At 62.4% G+C, this 13,994-nt stretch carries 17 protein-coding genes; 7 read left to right on the top strand and 10 right to left on the bottom strand.

From position 1 onward, the window contains the following. Window positions 1-150 precede the first annotated feature (150 nt). From HALLA_RS12095 to HALLA_RS12075, 5 genes are all read right to left on the bottom strand, one after another. Window positions 151-351, bottom strand: a complete 201-nt coding sequence (locus HALLA_RS12095; RefSeq protein ID WP_049953595.1) for a hypothetical protein — start codon at window positions 349-351, stop codon at window positions 151-153. Then, window positions 348-659 carry a HalOD1 output domain-containing protein gene (locus tag HALLA_RS12090; RefSeq protein ID WP_169732136.1) on the bottom strand — a complete coding sequence of 104 codons (312 nt, stop codon included), beginning with the start codon at window positions 657-659 and terminating at the stop codon, window positions 348-350. The genes HALLA_RS12095 and HALLA_RS12090 overlap by 4 nt, the downstream gene beginning before the upstream one ends. Before the next feature lie 125 nt (window positions 660-784). Further along, window positions 785-1,267, bottom strand: a complete 483-nt coding sequence (locus tag HALLA_RS12085) for an Lrp/AsnC family transcriptional regulator (RefSeq protein ID WP_049953594.1) — start codon at window positions 1,265-1,267, stop codon at window positions 785-787. Between the two features lie 10 nt (window positions 1,268-1,277). After that, window positions 1,278-1,526, bottom strand: coding sequence for a hypothetical protein (locus tag HALLA_RS21080; RefSeq protein ID WP_049953593.1), 249 nt, complete (start codon window positions 1,524-1,526; stop codon window positions 1,278-1,280). 224 nt (window positions 1,527-1,750) lie between these two features. Further along, window positions 1,751-2,230 (bottom strand): universal stress protein, encoded by a 480-nt coding sequence (locus tag HALLA_RS12075; RefSeq protein WP_242406166.1) that lies wholly within the window; start codon window positions 2,228-2,230, stop codon window positions 1,751-1,753. Window positions 2,231-2,511: 281 nt separating this feature from the next. On the opposite strand from HALLA_RS12075, the gene HALLA_RS12070 reads away from it, so the two are divergent. Further along, window positions 2,512-3,744 (top strand): digeranylgeranylglycerophospholipid reductase, encoded by a 1,233-nt coding sequence (locus HALLA_RS12070; protein WP_049953592.1) that lies wholly within the window; start codon window positions 2,512-2,514, stop codon window positions 3,742-3,744. A 63-nt stretch (window positions 3,745-3,807) separates the two neighbouring features. Here HALLA_RS12070 and HALLA_RS12065 read toward each other — a convergent pair whose 3' ends face one another. From HALLA_RS12065 to HALLA_RS12045, 5 genes are all read right to left on the bottom strand, one after another. After that, complete coding sequence (locus HALLA_RS12065) at window positions 3,808-4,686, bottom strand: CPBP family intramembrane glutamic endopeptidase (RefSeq protein WP_049953591.1); 879 nt, start codon at window positions 4,684-4,686, stop codon at window positions 3,808-3,810. Between the two features lie 9 nt (window positions 4,687-4,695). Then, window positions 4,696-5,547 carry an ABC transporter permease gene (locus HALLA_RS12060; protein WP_049953590.1) on the bottom strand — a complete coding sequence of 284 codons (852 nt, stop codon included), beginning with the start codon at window positions 5,545-5,547 and terminating at the stop codon, window positions 4,696-4,698. Continuing rightward, window positions 5,544-6,515: an ABC transporter ATP-binding protein gene (locus HALLA_RS12055; RefSeq protein ID WP_049953589.1), complete on the bottom strand. Its 972-nt coding sequence runs from the start codon at window positions 6,513-6,515 to the stop codon at window positions 5,544-5,546. Before HALLA_RS12055 ends, HALLA_RS12060 begins: the two co-directional genes overlap by 4 nt. 231 nt (window positions 6,516-6,746) lie before the next feature. After that, window positions 6,747-7,370, bottom strand: coding sequence for a TetR/AcrR family transcriptional regulator (locus HALLA_RS12050; protein WP_049953588.1), 624 nt, complete (start codon window positions 7,368-7,370; stop codon window positions 6,747-6,749). A gap of 202 nt (window positions 7,371-7,572) precedes the next feature. Continuing rightward, window positions 7,573-8,313: an SDR family NAD(P)-dependent oxidoreductase gene (locus HALLA_RS12045; RefSeq protein WP_049953587.1), complete on the bottom strand. Its 741-nt coding sequence runs from the start codon at window positions 8,311-8,313 to the stop codon at window positions 7,573-7,575. A 130-nt stretch (window positions 8,314-8,443) separates the two neighbouring features. On the opposite strand from HALLA_RS12045, the gene HALLA_RS12040 reads away from it, so the two are divergent. From HALLA_RS12040 to HALLA_RS12015, 6 genes are all read left to right on the top strand, one after another. Next, entirely contained in the window at window positions 8,444-8,896 is a 453-nt protein-coding gene (locus HALLA_RS12040; protein WP_049953586.1) for a universal stress protein, read from the top strand. A 165-nt stretch (window positions 8,897-9,061) separates the two neighbouring features. Then, a complete protein-coding gene (locus HALLA_RS12035; RefSeq protein WP_049953585.1) occupies window positions 9,062-10,039 on the top strand; it encodes an ROK family protein in 978 nt (325 codons plus the stop codon). 104 nt (window positions 10,040-10,143) lie between these two features. Beyond that, window positions 10,144-11,553 carry an LVIVD repeat-containing protein gene (locus HALLA_RS12030; protein ID WP_157231374.1) on the top strand — a complete coding sequence of 470 codons (1,410 nt, stop codon included), beginning with the start codon at window positions 10,144-10,146 and terminating at the stop codon, window positions 11,551-11,553. A gap of 82 nt (window positions 11,554-11,635) precedes the next feature. Beyond that, window positions 11,636-12,001 (top strand): NifU family protein, encoded by a 366-nt coding sequence (locus tag HALLA_RS12025; protein WP_049953583.1) that lies wholly within the window; start codon window positions 11,636-11,638, stop codon window positions 11,999-12,001. Window positions 12,002-12,215: 214 nt separating this feature from the next. Then, window positions 12,216-12,815, top strand: a complete 600-nt coding sequence (locus HALLA_RS12020; protein ID WP_049953582.1) for an amino acid-binding protein — start codon at window positions 12,216-12,218, stop codon at window positions 12,813-12,815. Further along, on the top strand, window positions 12,815-13,762 hold the full coding sequence (locus tag HALLA_RS12015; protein ID WP_049953581.1) for a homoserine dehydrogenase: 948 nt from the start codon (window positions 12,815-12,817) through the stop codon (window positions 13,760-13,762). The genes HALLA_RS12020 and HALLA_RS12015 overlap by 1 nt, the downstream gene beginning before the upstream one ends. The last annotated feature ends 232 nt before the right edge of the window (window positions 13,763-13,994 follow it).

Raw genomic sequence — 13,994 nt, 5'->3', positions numbered from 1 at the left:
GAGGGTGGCAACCGCCCCAGAAATGAAGGGCTGTCGGTTGCGATATCGCCCGGGGTGAAAGTGAACGACGAGTCGAAACGGCGCGTCTCACCGGGACCTCGAGCGCGTTGCACGACGGTTCTTTCCCGACGACTGGTCAACGTAGGCCTATTAGAAGGTCGTCGGTTCCAGCAGCTCCTCGAGAATAACCCCCTCGCAAACCGCCGGTACCCGCGGCCGGATCGCGGTCGTACTGGTATCGATCGTGTGTCCGGTTTCGAGGTAGTGCTCGAGCGCTTGCTTCGATCGTTCGTGCTGGGTGTATCCGTCCGTCTCGCGGATGGCCCAGTCGCAGTTATGACAGTATTTCATCGTTCTTGTGACAGGGCAGTATCGCGCTCATCGTGGCTCGGGCTGTGCTCTTTGATGGTGATTGCTATGTCCTCGGCGTTCTCCACGATCACTGTGTGTCCGCGGTAGGTGAACGTGACCCGTCCAGCCCGCCCGGAACCGGAAATCGGTGGTTCGAACAGCGAGTTCAGCGCATCCGGATCGATGGCGGTGTACAGCGGTGGTGACAAGTCGATCGGATCGACCCCTTCGTGGGCCGCAATACGCTTGACGATTCGAACGGATACCGAATCCTGTGGGCCGCGGTTCTGGGGAGGGTAACATTCCATTACCGGTGTAACGCCGCACCGTCGTATAAGACCTCTGAACAGTTTCATCTCGGTACACCAGCAGAGAAGATCAATTCTGGTCAGTGACCACTGAGAAAACCTCCGCTGATACCGGCTGCCTCGTCTCACTCTCCGCCTGATTCTTCTATCAATTCCATCCCGAAATGATTGAACGGTTGTGAGTACTCTTCGCGGAGTATCTCCGACATCTCTATCTCGAGTCCGAGCTCGTCTAGCTCCTCCGCAACCGTCTCGATGCTTTTGGCGTCGAGACAGACGATTTCGACGTGAAGGTTCCGCTGTCCGGTGAGTAGCTCTCTGACGTTGACGACCCCGTCGATCTTGGTCGCCTGTGGGGCGATCTCCTTGCGTTCACCGATCGGGGCCGTACAGACGAAGAGGATGTGATGTGGAACGCCCGCCGCTTCGTAGTTGATCTTCGGTTGATAGTCCTGCAAGATCCCCGCTTCTTTGAGCTGTCGGATTCGGTTTCCGACGGTGCTGGACGACACGTCGATCTTCTCGGCGATATCTTCGTGACTGAGGTTCGTCCGCATCTCCTGTTGCAGGAGATAGAGGATCGATCGATCTGTGTCATCGAGATTCATACCCCCTGATTCAGGTTTCATCATGTTGAACGTTGGTTGACTTCTCACGCGTCGTTCGACGACGAGCCGTGCTCGCTCTATTGCTGTCCGTTCTCTCCCTGGAGACCGATTTCGACAGCAGTTGCTCGCGAACGCTCGAGTTCGAATCGACGAACGCGGTGTCGTCTTCGGCGCTCGAGTCCATTTCCGGCGGGTTCCCCGCGGCATCGACGACCCGTTCGTCGATGTCGGTGGCAGTGGCGGTGTGTGAGTTGCTCACAACGCAAGTACCGAAACCACTCGGATAAGCCTAGACCCGTCGTATTCCAGCACTGTTTCAGTTTCCGCACTATTTCGGTTCCACGTCCGTTTCGTGCTGGACGCCGGCTCAGTTTCGAGCGGTCGCTGATTACACAGTTCGACGGTGTCTAGCGGGGTCGCCGGTCACGCAGCCGACGGTTGGCCTAGCGGGGCCGCCGATCTCACAGTTGTCGGTGGCCGGCCTTACCCCTGGTCGGCCGGTTCTGATCCGGGAACGATCGTCATCGGCGTCGTCGTCTGCCGGGAGAGTCGCTCGCTCGTACCGCCGAGTAGCGCCTCTGCGATCCCGCTCGCACCTCCTTGGCCGACGACGAGCAGATCCGCGTCGATCTCCGCGGCGTACTCGAGAATCGCGTCGCTCGGTTCCCCCCGAAGCACGTCGACGCGAACCTCGAGGTCATCGATGTCGTCGGAGGCCTCGCGCGTCTCCTCGACCAGCCGAGTCGCCGCCTCGTTGAGTTCGTCGACTTCCTCGACGCCGAAGGACATCGGCGAGGACGGTTCGACGACTGTGAGCGCGAAGACGACCGCGTCGACGGACGTTGCGAGGTCGACCGCGTGTTCTAAGGCGAATGCGGCGTGTTCACTGTCGTCGATCGCGACGAGAATCCGGTCGTACATGGTGATCGGCGGTTGTGGGTGTCTCTTTTCGCGGATCGACATAAACGATACCCCTCGTTATTGGCCGACCTGCTCGTTCCAAGGTGTCCTCCACGTTTCGGGGCAACCTACACGTTCCAGGCCGGCCTGCACGATCCAGAGCGAACCCGGTAGATCCGAAACGATTCGCCGCCCGCTCGAAACCGCCGGTTCTCGCAGGCAACGAACAAAAGCGGGTCGCGCCCGTGGATCCGAAAAATGAGCGCCGAACAACGAGTGGGACCGCGTGACTCACCCGTCCCGGACAAGGTACACTCTTTAGCGTTCGGGATAGTCGGGGTAACATGAACGACGAGTACGATGTGGTGATCGCCGGTGCAGGCCCCGCTGGGGCCCAGTGTGCGCGCGATCTCGCAGCGCGGGGCTACGACACCGTCGTCCTCGAGACTGAGGACGAAGCCGAGTTCCCGCGCCAGTCAAACAAATCGACCGCGGGCACCTTCCCGTCGATGATGTCCGCGTTCGGGATTCCCGACGACGTCGTGATGAACTACACCGAGAACGTCGTCCTCGAGTCGCCGAACGACTACTACGTCCGACAGCAACCGGGGGCCGTCCTCGAGTTCGCCGACTTCAAACGGTATCTGGTCGCGGACGGGCGAGACGACGGCGCGGAGTACGTCTTCGACGCCCACGTCACTGAACCGATCACCGAAAACGGGGAACCGATCGGCGTCCGGTACAACGGCTCCGAGGAGGTCTACGCCGATATCGTGATCGACGCGACGGGTCCGAGCGCCCCCCTCGCGAAGAAACTCGGCGTCAGTAACTTAGAGCGGTCGAACCACGCCATCGGTATCGAGTACGAACTCGAGGGTATCGAGATCGATCGACAGGGTTACGCGGATCTGACCGACGCGATGATGCTCCGACTCGATCACGACCTCGCACCCGGCGGCTACTCGTGGATCTTCCACACGGGCGCGGACACGGCGAAAGTCGGCATCTGTTACATCCAAAACGACAGTCATCAGAACTACGCGCGCGACGATTTCAGCGTCGACGACTATCTCCAGCACTGGCTCGACACCGATCCGCGGTTCGCGAACGCCTCCCGTATCGAAGGCAAGCAACACCGCGGGTCGGCACACATCCAGATGCCGGGTAAGCTGTACACGGATCGGTTCATGGCCATCGGCGACACCGTCCCGTCGGTCGACCCGCTCTGGGGCGAGGGAATCAACAAGTGCATGCGCTCGGGTCGAGCCGCCGCGACCACGGTCGACGCCTGTCTCAAACACGGCGAGATCGAGCCAACGGCGGAGAACCTCGAGGTCTACGAGACCCTCTGGCACCGGGACGTCGCCCCCAACGCAGATTCGCGGCTGTTGATGACGGAGCTGCTGTATCTCGCCTCGAACGACCGCTACGATCAGCTGATGGCCTCCCTCTCAGAACTGGGCGAAGACACGTTGTCGAAGGCAAACAAGGGGAGCAAACGCGCGATCCTTCAGCTGCTGTCGCCAAGCGATCTCCCGCTGTTGGCCAAGTTCGCCCGCCAGCGACTGGGCCGTTAGTCGCGAACGGCGACCGATAGTCGATTTTGTGCTCGCCAGCGACGGTGGAACCGGCTCGAGGAACTATTCGAACGGTGTCGATTCGGGCTCGCCCCAGTCCACGTCGTTCTGAACGAACATCTCGAGCACTGCGATCGAGAGCGCGAAGGGGACGATTCCGAACGCGATCATCTCGAGCGTTCCGGGATTGGTGACGGCGAACGCGTGACCGGCCCACCCGCCGGCGAACAACTGTTGGACGGTCTGGAAGGCGACGTGAAAGCCGATACACGCCCAGACGTCGCCGGTGATGGCTCGGATCATCCCGAGCACGGCTGCCATAGCGAGGAAGATCACGACGCGTTCGACCGTGGGCGCGGCTCCGATGGTGACCGCCCAGAGGGTGAACAGGACCGTCTGACCGGCCACTGCCAATCGCTGTGAATACGCGGCGGCGAGGTTGTGATAGAGGTATCCGCGAAACACCAACTCCTCGGGAAACGCTTCGTAGAGGAACACGAGTGCCATCAGGCTGGTGACGAGCAGCAGTAGCTCGCTGAGAGACGTCTCGAGGGTTATTTCGACCCGTCCGAGCGCCACGACCGCCGTCAACCCGGCGGCTGCGGGGAGTAAGTAACACGCCGATCCAATCAGGAACGACTGCCAACCGGAACGAAGTGGGGCGAGCCCTAACCCGGCCCACGGGCGTCGATCGAGAACGCGGCGAGCCAGTACGACTACCGGGAGGGTCAGTACGGTGGCGAGGACGCCCGAGACGACGTGTCCGTCGCGATCGTAGCCCGTCCCGAAAGCCGCTCGGCTCACGTACTGGATAACGAGCCAGATTATCGTTACGGCGACGAACACGGCCGCAATTCGCCAGAACAGCGAGATGCGGTGGCCCGTATCCTGCGGTCGATCTCCGTTGGACCCCTCCGTTCGGACGCGACGTGAATCAGCCATCTGTGAGGTTTAGCTCAACACCGCTCGATTGAATCGGTAGTAGCCGATCCCGAGCGGGACGATAATCCACGCCGCGACGAACACCCAGGCGAACCAGGTCTCGAGGTAAAACGGAACGTCGCCGGCGATTCGATCGGCCGTCGAAACCGTTTCGACGCCGGCGATGTCGACGACCGCGCTCGCAATCGCGCCCAGGGGCTCCCAGACGCCGAACCGTTCGAGGAGAAGGTACCACGCGGGAAGGTCGGTGGTTCCCGGGAGCTCGCGCTCGAGGATCCAGTAGATCCCCATCGGAACGGTCCACCAGATCCAATCGAAAACGACGTAGATTCCGAGGACTCCGGCGACGGCCTTCGCACGCGTGCTAACGGCTGCGGAGACGCCGACCGCGACCGAGACGTACACCAGTCCTATGAGGATCGAAAACGCGAAGAGTCCGACGTAGTCTGCGACGCCGAAGCCGTCGTAGAGGGCGCCGATCACGACTGCGCCGACGAGAAAGCCGATCGCCGTCGGGACGGCGACGACGGCGCTTCGTCCCAGAACCTTCCCGAAGACGACGTCTCGGCGGGTGTTCGGAAGTCCGAGAAGGAATCGAATGGTTCCGGACTCGCGTTCTTTGACGATCGCCTGATAGCCGACGACGAGTCCGATAATCGAGATCATCAGGGTCATCCACGTGAACATGAAGCTCATCGCCTCGTCGAACCCGGGAGCCGGTCCCTCGCCGGGGATGTAGAGGAGGTGCGGTATCGCCGAGATCCCCGCGACGGTTAGAATCATGAGGACGGACAACGCCCAGAGCATCATCGATCGAATCGCGTCCTCGAAGTCCTTGCGGGCGACGTGGATCCAGCTCATGCGCTGCTTTCCTCCTCGGTGACGACGGCCTGCTCACGCGGCGCGCTATCGGCCGGAGAGTGGGTATCGTTCGTAAACGCCGCGAACAGATCCTCGAGCGACGGCTCCTCGCTCGTGATATCCGTCACGACGGCCCCGGTTTCTTCGACGGTGTTAATGACCGGTGCCTTCCGCCTCGAGTCGGTCAGCGCGGCGGAAATCGCCGTTCCGTCGACGGACACATCCGAGACGCCCTCCAGCGACTCGAGCGCAGAAACGACTCCACTCTCGACGGCGTCGACCGTAACTTTTAGTCGCGAGTCGGCCGCGAACTGGTCTTTGAGCGCATCGATGGTGTCTTCGGCGACGAGGCGTCCGTCGCGCATAATCCCCACGCGATCGCAGATCGCCTCGACCTGTTCCATGATGTGACTCGAGAAGAAGACGGTCGTTCCGCGTTCGTTCTCCGACCGGATGATCTCGCGCATCTCCCGGGCGCCGTTGGGATCGAGTCCGGAGGACGGCTCGTCGAGGACGAGCAGATCGGGGTCGCCGACGAGCGCCATCGCGAGCGCAACGCGTTGTTTCATCCCGGTGGAGAAGCCGCCGGCTTTTCGGTCGGCCGCATCGGCGAGTCCGACGCGCTCGAGAAGGACGTCGGGATCGTCGTTCGCCCCTTTCGTGTCGACCGCGAACTGGACGTGTTTTCGAGCGGTTAGGCGCTCGTACATGCCGAAATCTTCGGGAAGCACGCCGATTGATTGCCGGACGGCGAGCGATTCGTCCTCGATGTCGTGACCGAGTACCGTCCCGGTTCCCGACGACGGCGGCGTGAACCCGAGAAGCATATTAATGGTCGTTGACTTCCCGGCACCGTTCGGCCCGAGGAAGCCGTAAATTTCCCCTTCGGGGACCTTCAGATCCAGGGACTTGACCGCCGTTATGTTCCCGAACTCTCGAGTGAGTGATTTTGTGTGGATTGCCCGCATACCCCATCGATAGTTTTCCGACCGGCAAATAGGTTGCTACTTCTCCCTCCAATCCTTTCGAATACCTGAATTTCCCGCCTGCAATCACCTCGAATCCGCCGTTTACGGCTCGAGGTGTTCCCCTTGTTCGAGATGTATCCACCTCGTTCCACGGATCGGGCACCGATTGGCCTGGTTGAATCCGCCACTCGTATTTCGAAACGTGATCGGCAGAAACGACGAGCGGTTCGGTCACTCTGTTGAGGAGTTCAGCAACACTCGAGAAATCACGATGTCGTCGATCGTCTCTCGCATTTCCGCGGGTGCCTCGTCTTGACCCAAATTGATCTTTCTGATGTGTGTGCCGGTGATCAGGTCGTCGATAATTCTCGCCATCCGTACGGGATCGACATCGGTAAAGACGCCTTGGTCGATGCCGTCCCGTATGATCTCGCTCAAGTGATCGATATATTCGTCTGATATCTGGTTGATGAGTTCCCGGTGATCCGAGTTGTGGTGGGCCTGGGACTGAATATCGTAGATTATGGTCATAAATCTCCAAAATTCGTCGTCGTCATCCATGTTCGACCCGAGCAGTATGTTATCGATATCCTCGTTCAATTTCGACACCGGATCGCTGTCGGGCGATTCGAGCGGCCGTTCGTCGAACTCGAGGAGGTACAACAGGAGTTCCGTTATCAGTTCGTCTTTTCCGTCGAAGTAGTGGTTAATGAGCTGCCGACTTTTACTGAACTCCGCGTCGATATCTCGAACCCCGAGATCAGCGTATCCCTTTTTGTACAGCGCAGCGACCGTCGCTTCGATCAGTTCTTCGTACGTGTCGTCCGGAATCGATGGAGCGTGTGAGGACGTCATTTCTTGGTCGGTACTACCGGGGAGTAACTGCTGAATCGACTTGAACGGTTCACATGATAGTTCACCTTCCGAAACTGGTGGAGTCGACGGACGAGCCCGCCGAGCGAAACAGGGTACTCGGTCGTCACGTCCTTGTCCACCACGAGCGAGCGTGTCGGGTTTCTCCGTCGACCCTGTCAGGACCCATCCAACTCTCGAGCGCTCACACGTCCTCGGGCAGCCACCCGCCGTCGACTTCGACGTTTTCGCCGCTCACGTACTCGTTTTCGGGATCGAGGAAGAAATACAGCGGGCGGATCAGATCCTCGAAGTCCGCTGGCCGCCCCCGCGGCAACTCCTCGGGGAACTCCGCCGAGTTCTCGACGACGTACGGCGAGATGGCGTTGACGGTGATTCCGTCGTTCTGCGTATCCGCGGCAAGCATTCTGGTGAACTGGAGGACGCCGGTCTTGGCCACGAAGTACGGGAAGTTCTTGGGGTTGACCATCGCCCGATCGCTCGAGGCGTAGCCGACGTTGACGATCCGACCGAATCCCGCCTCGCGCATGCCGGGGAGGACGCGCTTCGAACAGAGGGCGGTGCCGTTGAGGTTCGTCTCGAGCACTCGATTCCACGTCTCGAGGTCGATCGATTCCCAGTGTGACGGCGCGAAGTCGCCGACGTTGTTCACGAGCACGTCGACGGTTCCGAGTTCGGATTCGACCGCCGAGACGAGGCCGTCGACCGACTCGGGATCGGTAACGTCGCCCTGCACCGTCGTCGATTCGGACGCGCCGCGCTCGCGGGCGGCGGCTGCGACCTCGCGGGCCTCGTCGGCGCTGGTGTGGTAGTGAACGGCCGTTTTGGCACCGCATTCGGCCGTCGCCAACAGGAGTTCTCTCCCGACGCCTCGGCCGCTGCCGGTGACGAGGACCACGCGGTCCGTGAGATCTGGTCCGTCCATACGCTCCGTCCGGAGGCCTCGAGGTTAGTTGTATTGCACGGTAGTTCCGGCTGAGCGCCGACGCCCCTCGAGCGTTTCAGTACTCGATCGTCAGTTAACGTTTAAGCGGATGGGGTGAGTGATCGGTAATATGTCGCTCGATACGATTCTACTGGCCGTCGGACCGACCGATTCTGACCGAATCGACGAACTCGCACAGGCAGTTGTCGACGTCGCCGCTCCAGCGGACGCGACCGTCGTGCTCGCGCACGTCTTCACCCAAGATGAGTACGACGAAGTCTGTGACCGCCTCGACTTCGATCAGGCGCGCGACGACTTCGACGCGGACGACGTTGCGAACCACCACGCGACGATCCGGGAACTCGAGAACGTTCTGAACGAACACGACGTGTCCTACGACATTCGCGGCGCTGTCGGCGATCACGGCGAGACGATCGTCGGGCTCGCGGAGACGACCGCCGCCGACCGGGTCGTCGTCGGCGGACGGAAACGGTCGCCAGCCGGGAAGGCGGTGTTCGGCTCGACCGCACAGGACATCTTGCTCTCGTCGCCAGCGCCCGTCACGTTCGTCCGCAACGACTGACTGATCATCCGTAAGACTGACCGCGCGCGACGGACGAACTCGGTTGCAGCTACCAGCTCGCTTCGGCGCGGTGATCTGGATTCGCTGTGCCGGTGTGGCACGTGTTAACTCCAATTCGAGTAAACTGGCAACTTAAGTAACGCCGCGGTTGTCCTTAGGATAGGAATGGTCTACTACGCGGGCGTCGATCTCGGCGCGACGAACGTGCGCGCGGTCGTCGCTACGGATGACGGGACGATCATCGGTCGGAGCCAGAACGGGACGCCGCGGGGCCCGACCGGGATCGATGTCACCGAAGGGATCCTGACGACGGTCCGAACGGCGTGTGACGAAGCGGGGATCGATCCGGAACAGGTCGTCGCCGCGGGGATCGGCTCGATCGGGCCGTTCGACCTCGCGGAGGGGGCCGTCATCGACCCAGCGAACCTTCCGGATACCATCGATCGCATTCCGCTGACGGGCCCGATCTCGAAACTCCTCGAGACCGACGAGGTACACCTCCACAACGACACTGCCGCTGGGGTCATCGGCGAGCGCTTCCACGCGGATCGCAACCCCGACGACATGGTCTACATCACGATCTCATCGGGGATCGGGGCCGGCGTCTGTTGTGACGGCGAAATACTGCAGGGGTGGGACGGCAACGTCGGCGAGATCGGCCACTGCGTCGTCGACCCGCGAGAGCGACTCACCTGCGGGTGCGGTCGCGATGGGCACTGGGAAGCCTACTGTTCAGGGAACGCGATCCCGCAGTTCACGCGGCTGCTCGCCGAGGACGACCCGACGATTTCGACCGACCTCCCGCTCGAGGATCCCGATTTTTCCGCGAAAGACGTCTTCGATCTGGCCGGCGAGGACGAACTGGCCGATTACACAATCGAGCAAATGGCCCACTGGAACGCACTCGGCGTGACGAACATCATCCATTCGTTCGCGCCCCTGCTGGTCTCCTTCGGCGGCGCGGTCGCGTTGCACAACGAGGAACTGGTCGTCGACCCGATCCGCGAGCGGGTCTCGGAGATGGTGATGACGAACGTGCCCGAGATTCGGGTCACAGACCACGGCGACGACGTGGTCGTCGAAGGAGCGATCGCGAGCGCGCTCACGGGTGGCACCGGCGACCGGCGACGGCTCGAGAGGTAGTCTGGCGATCGGTGCCGACTCGAGAACTAACCCGCGAACACGATCACCAAAGCCGCGGGCGGCGAGACGCTGCATTATTGGTCGCCGCGGTCGCAGATACCATCATGCGACGACGAGCCGTTCTTCGGGCGACCGGAGGCGTGTGCCTCTCGCTGGGTGTCGCCGGCTGTTTGTTTGATTCCGACGCCGAGGACCCCACAGGTTCTTACGAGCCGCTGGACCGCGTCTCGCTCGAGGGGGCCGCGGAGGCCGTGGTCGGCGACGACGGTGAGACCACCTACGTGGCCGGCGTCGACGGCTTCGCCACCGTCGACGTGACCGACCCCGAGGATCTGACGGTGCTGACCGAACGGAAGAACCTACTCGAGGACGAAAACGCGGGCGACGCCGCTGGGGAACGGTTTCTCGACATCCTCGACGTGAAAGTTAGCGCCGACCGACTGGTCGTCGCGGGACCGGCAAACCGCGGATTCGACGGGGTGTTTCACGGATTCTTGGTGTACGACGTGAGCGATCCCGCAGAGCCCGTCCTCGCGGCCGATCCGTACGAAACCGACTACCACATCCACAACTGTTTCGTCGACGGCGATATTCTCTACGTGGCCGCGAACAAGGTTACGAGTGATACCGGCACGAGTACGGGCAATACCGGCACGGGTACGGGCGATACCGGCGCGGCCGACACAGGCGGCGGTTCGACCGCATCCGCGCCGCACAATCCGCTCGTCGTCTTCGATATTTCGGGCGGCGAAATCGAGGAACTCGCCCGGTGGTCGCTTCTCGAGTACGAACCCGACTGGGCGGACGTCGACTGGTTGCTGCGATACCTCCACGACATTACCGTCACCGATGGTCTCGCGGCACTCTCCTACTGGAACGCTGGTACCTACCTGCTCGACGTGAGCGATCCGACCGATCCGCAGGTTCTCACGAGCCTCCTCGAGACCGACCTCGAGACCCAGCGCGGGTACGATACGGACTTCGAGATCCGGGACGCACAGTTCGGCCTCCCGGGGAACGACCATTTCGCCGCGGTCGACGACACCGGCGACATTCTCGCGATCGGCCGCGAGAGCTGGGAAACCGACCTCGAGTCGGCGACCGGTCCGGGCGGCATCGACCTCTACGATTTCACCGACCCGGCTAATCCGATCCGCCGGTCGACGATCGAGGCCCCGGAGGGGTACGACGAAACCTACGGCGGCGAGCCCTGGACGACCTCCCACAACTTCGAACTGCGGGACGGCCGCCTCTACTCGTCGTGGTACGGGGGCGGCGTGAAAATCCACGACCTCTCGGACCTCGCGTCGCCGGCGGAACTCGCCTGGTGGCGCGAGCCGACGACGGCTTCGTTCTGGACGGCGCGCGTGATAACGCCCGGTGAGACGTTCGCCGCGAGCAGCACGGCCTACACGACGGCCGACAATCCGGAAAACGCGTTGTACACGTTCCCGATCGAATCCAGCAAACAGGCCGACCCGCCGTCGCTGACCGATCCGAGCCTCTTCAGGTGAGCCGACGCGTCGCTTTTCGAAACCTTCACGATCGTTCGGACGCAGCGGAACGTATTCTTTCCTCGAGACAGTAGTTGCGCCAATGAGTGACTCCCAGGCCGAACAGCCGCTCCGCGAGCGCGTCGAACGGTGGCTCGCACGCGAGATGCCGATCATCCAGATGCACGGCGGTACCAGCGCGGTTCGAACCGCGGATCCCGACACCGGCGAGGTCGTCATCGAACTCGGCGGGGGCTGTAGCGGCTGCTCGGTGAGCGACATCACGACGGGCAACATCGAGGCAGAACTCCTCACATGGGACGAAATCGAGGACATCACCGTTCGCGTCCCCGACGCTCGAGACCAACTCGGCGGCCCCGATCAGGCCGAATCGATCATGGGTATCGACCGGACCGAAGGCGGCCGGGGCGACTGGGGATCGTCGAACCCCGGAAAAGATCACCTGTAGCCGCCCGTGTTCGGCTTATCTGGACCGTCCGTGTCCGACTCGCCTCAACCATCCGTGTCCGGCTCCTCTGTAGCCGCCTGCACTCGACGTTCGACCTCGTGTGGTAGCCGTTGACGAGGCCGGACAGTTTTGGGAACGACTATACGTTTTTACCCGCCCATTACTCAGATAGTGACTATGACGACGTGTAGACGCCTACGGGGAGGTGTCGACGATGGGTGATTCGCCCACCCCCGACGACACGGGATCTCGATCCAGTACAGTAGACGGAACACAGCCTGCCGATCCGAGCTCCGACGGCGGACTTCGCGCCTACACCGTCCGCCTCGAACTCGTCGACGAGCCGGGTGAGTTACTCCGCGCGCTCGCGCCGATCTCCGAAAACGGCGGCAATCTCCTGAGCATTCACCACGAGCGCGGGAACATCACCCCGCGCGGACACATCCCCGTCGAAGTCGACCTCGAGTGTCCGCCGGACCGGTTCGCCGATGTCGTCGAATCCCTCCGCGAGGGCGGCGTCAACGTCATCCAGGCCGGAGCCGAACGCTACGGCGGCGAGGTGTCGGTCGTCCTCGTCGGCCACGTCGTCGACACCGACCTGTCCGATACGCTCTCTGCGATCGAAACCGAAGCCAACGCCGTCGTTCTCGACCTCTCGCTTGCCGCCCCGGACGGAACGACCGGAATCGCCAGCGCGCGCCTTCGACTCGCGATCGACACCGGCCGAGCCGAGGAGGTACTCGAGTCGATCCGATCGATCGGCGCGGAGAAGGATCTTACCGTCGTCGAACCGCTCCCCGGAGGTGAGGCCTGATGCGGCTCGCCGTGTTGGGTGCCGGCTCCGTCGGCACGTCCGTCGTGAACCTCGCGAGCGAGTACGGCCACGAGGTCGTCGCGCTCGCCGACTCGAGTTCCGCGACCGTCGACGCGGATGGCATCGACGTCGAAGCCGTCCTCGAGCGCAAGGCCGGGGACGACCCCGTCGGCGACCGCGAACCGGATGCCCTGTTCGAAGCCGATTACGACGTGCTCGTCGAAGCGACGCCGACGACGCTCGGCGACGCGGAACCCGGCTTCACGCACACGAAACGTGCACTCGAGGCCGATCGACACGTCGTCCTGGCGAACAAAGGCCCCGTCGCCGAACGGTACGAAGAGATACAGGCACTCGCCGCGGATAGCGAGGGATCGATCCGGTTCGAAGCCACCGTCGGCGGCGCGATCCCGGTTCTCTCGACGATCGAGGACTGCACGCCCGAGGCCGTCACCGCCGTCCGCGGCGTCCTCAACGGCACCGCGAATTTTATCCTCACCCGGATGGCCGCGGAAGGGCTCGACTACGAACACGTCCTCACCGAAGCTCAGGATCTGGGTGTCGCCGAAGCCGACCCGACCTTCGACGTCGACGGCACCGACGCGGCGCTCAAGTTCGTCATCCTCGCGAACGTCCTGAACGACGGCGGCTTCTCGCTCGCAGACGCCGACGTCGACGGGATCCAGAACATCCCCGGAAGCGCACTCGAACTCGCCGCGGAGGACGGCCGAACCATTCGACTCATCGGCGAAGCGTCCCGCGACAGCGTCCGCGTCGGGCCGCGGCTGGTCCCCGAACACGGCGCGCTCGCGGTCACCGGCACGCAGAACATCGTCGAAATCGAGACGCGCCACGCAGGCTCGCTCGCCTCGAGCGGTCGCGGTGCGGGCGGTCCCGAAACGGCCACGGCCGTACTCTCGGACGTTGGCCGGCTGCCCGAGCTGTAACCAGCGTCACCGAGCGTATTTTGCCCGTCGAGTTTGCTCTCGTCCTTTTGCTTGCCGTGTTTGCTCTCGTCCTCGCCTCGAGCCACGACTGCTGTCGTTCCCCATCGAATAGCCGTCCGCTGGCGGTCGATTTGGGATGGTCGCACTACACCCTCGTTCGTGTGAACGTGGCGCAAACCGGCAGACGGAGCGGGGGTCGCTCGAATACGCTTTCGAAATGGTTTTAACCGCT

The sequence above is a fragment of the Halostagnicola larsenii XH-48 genome (assembly GCF_000517625.1).
GTDB classification, from domain to species: domain Archaea; phylum Halobacteriota; class Halobacteria; order Halobacteriales; family Natrialbaceae; genus Halostagnicola; species Halostagnicola larsenii.
The sequence above is the reverse complement of the archived record's forward strand: the minus strand, read 5'-3'. Positions and strand labels throughout refer to the sequence as shown.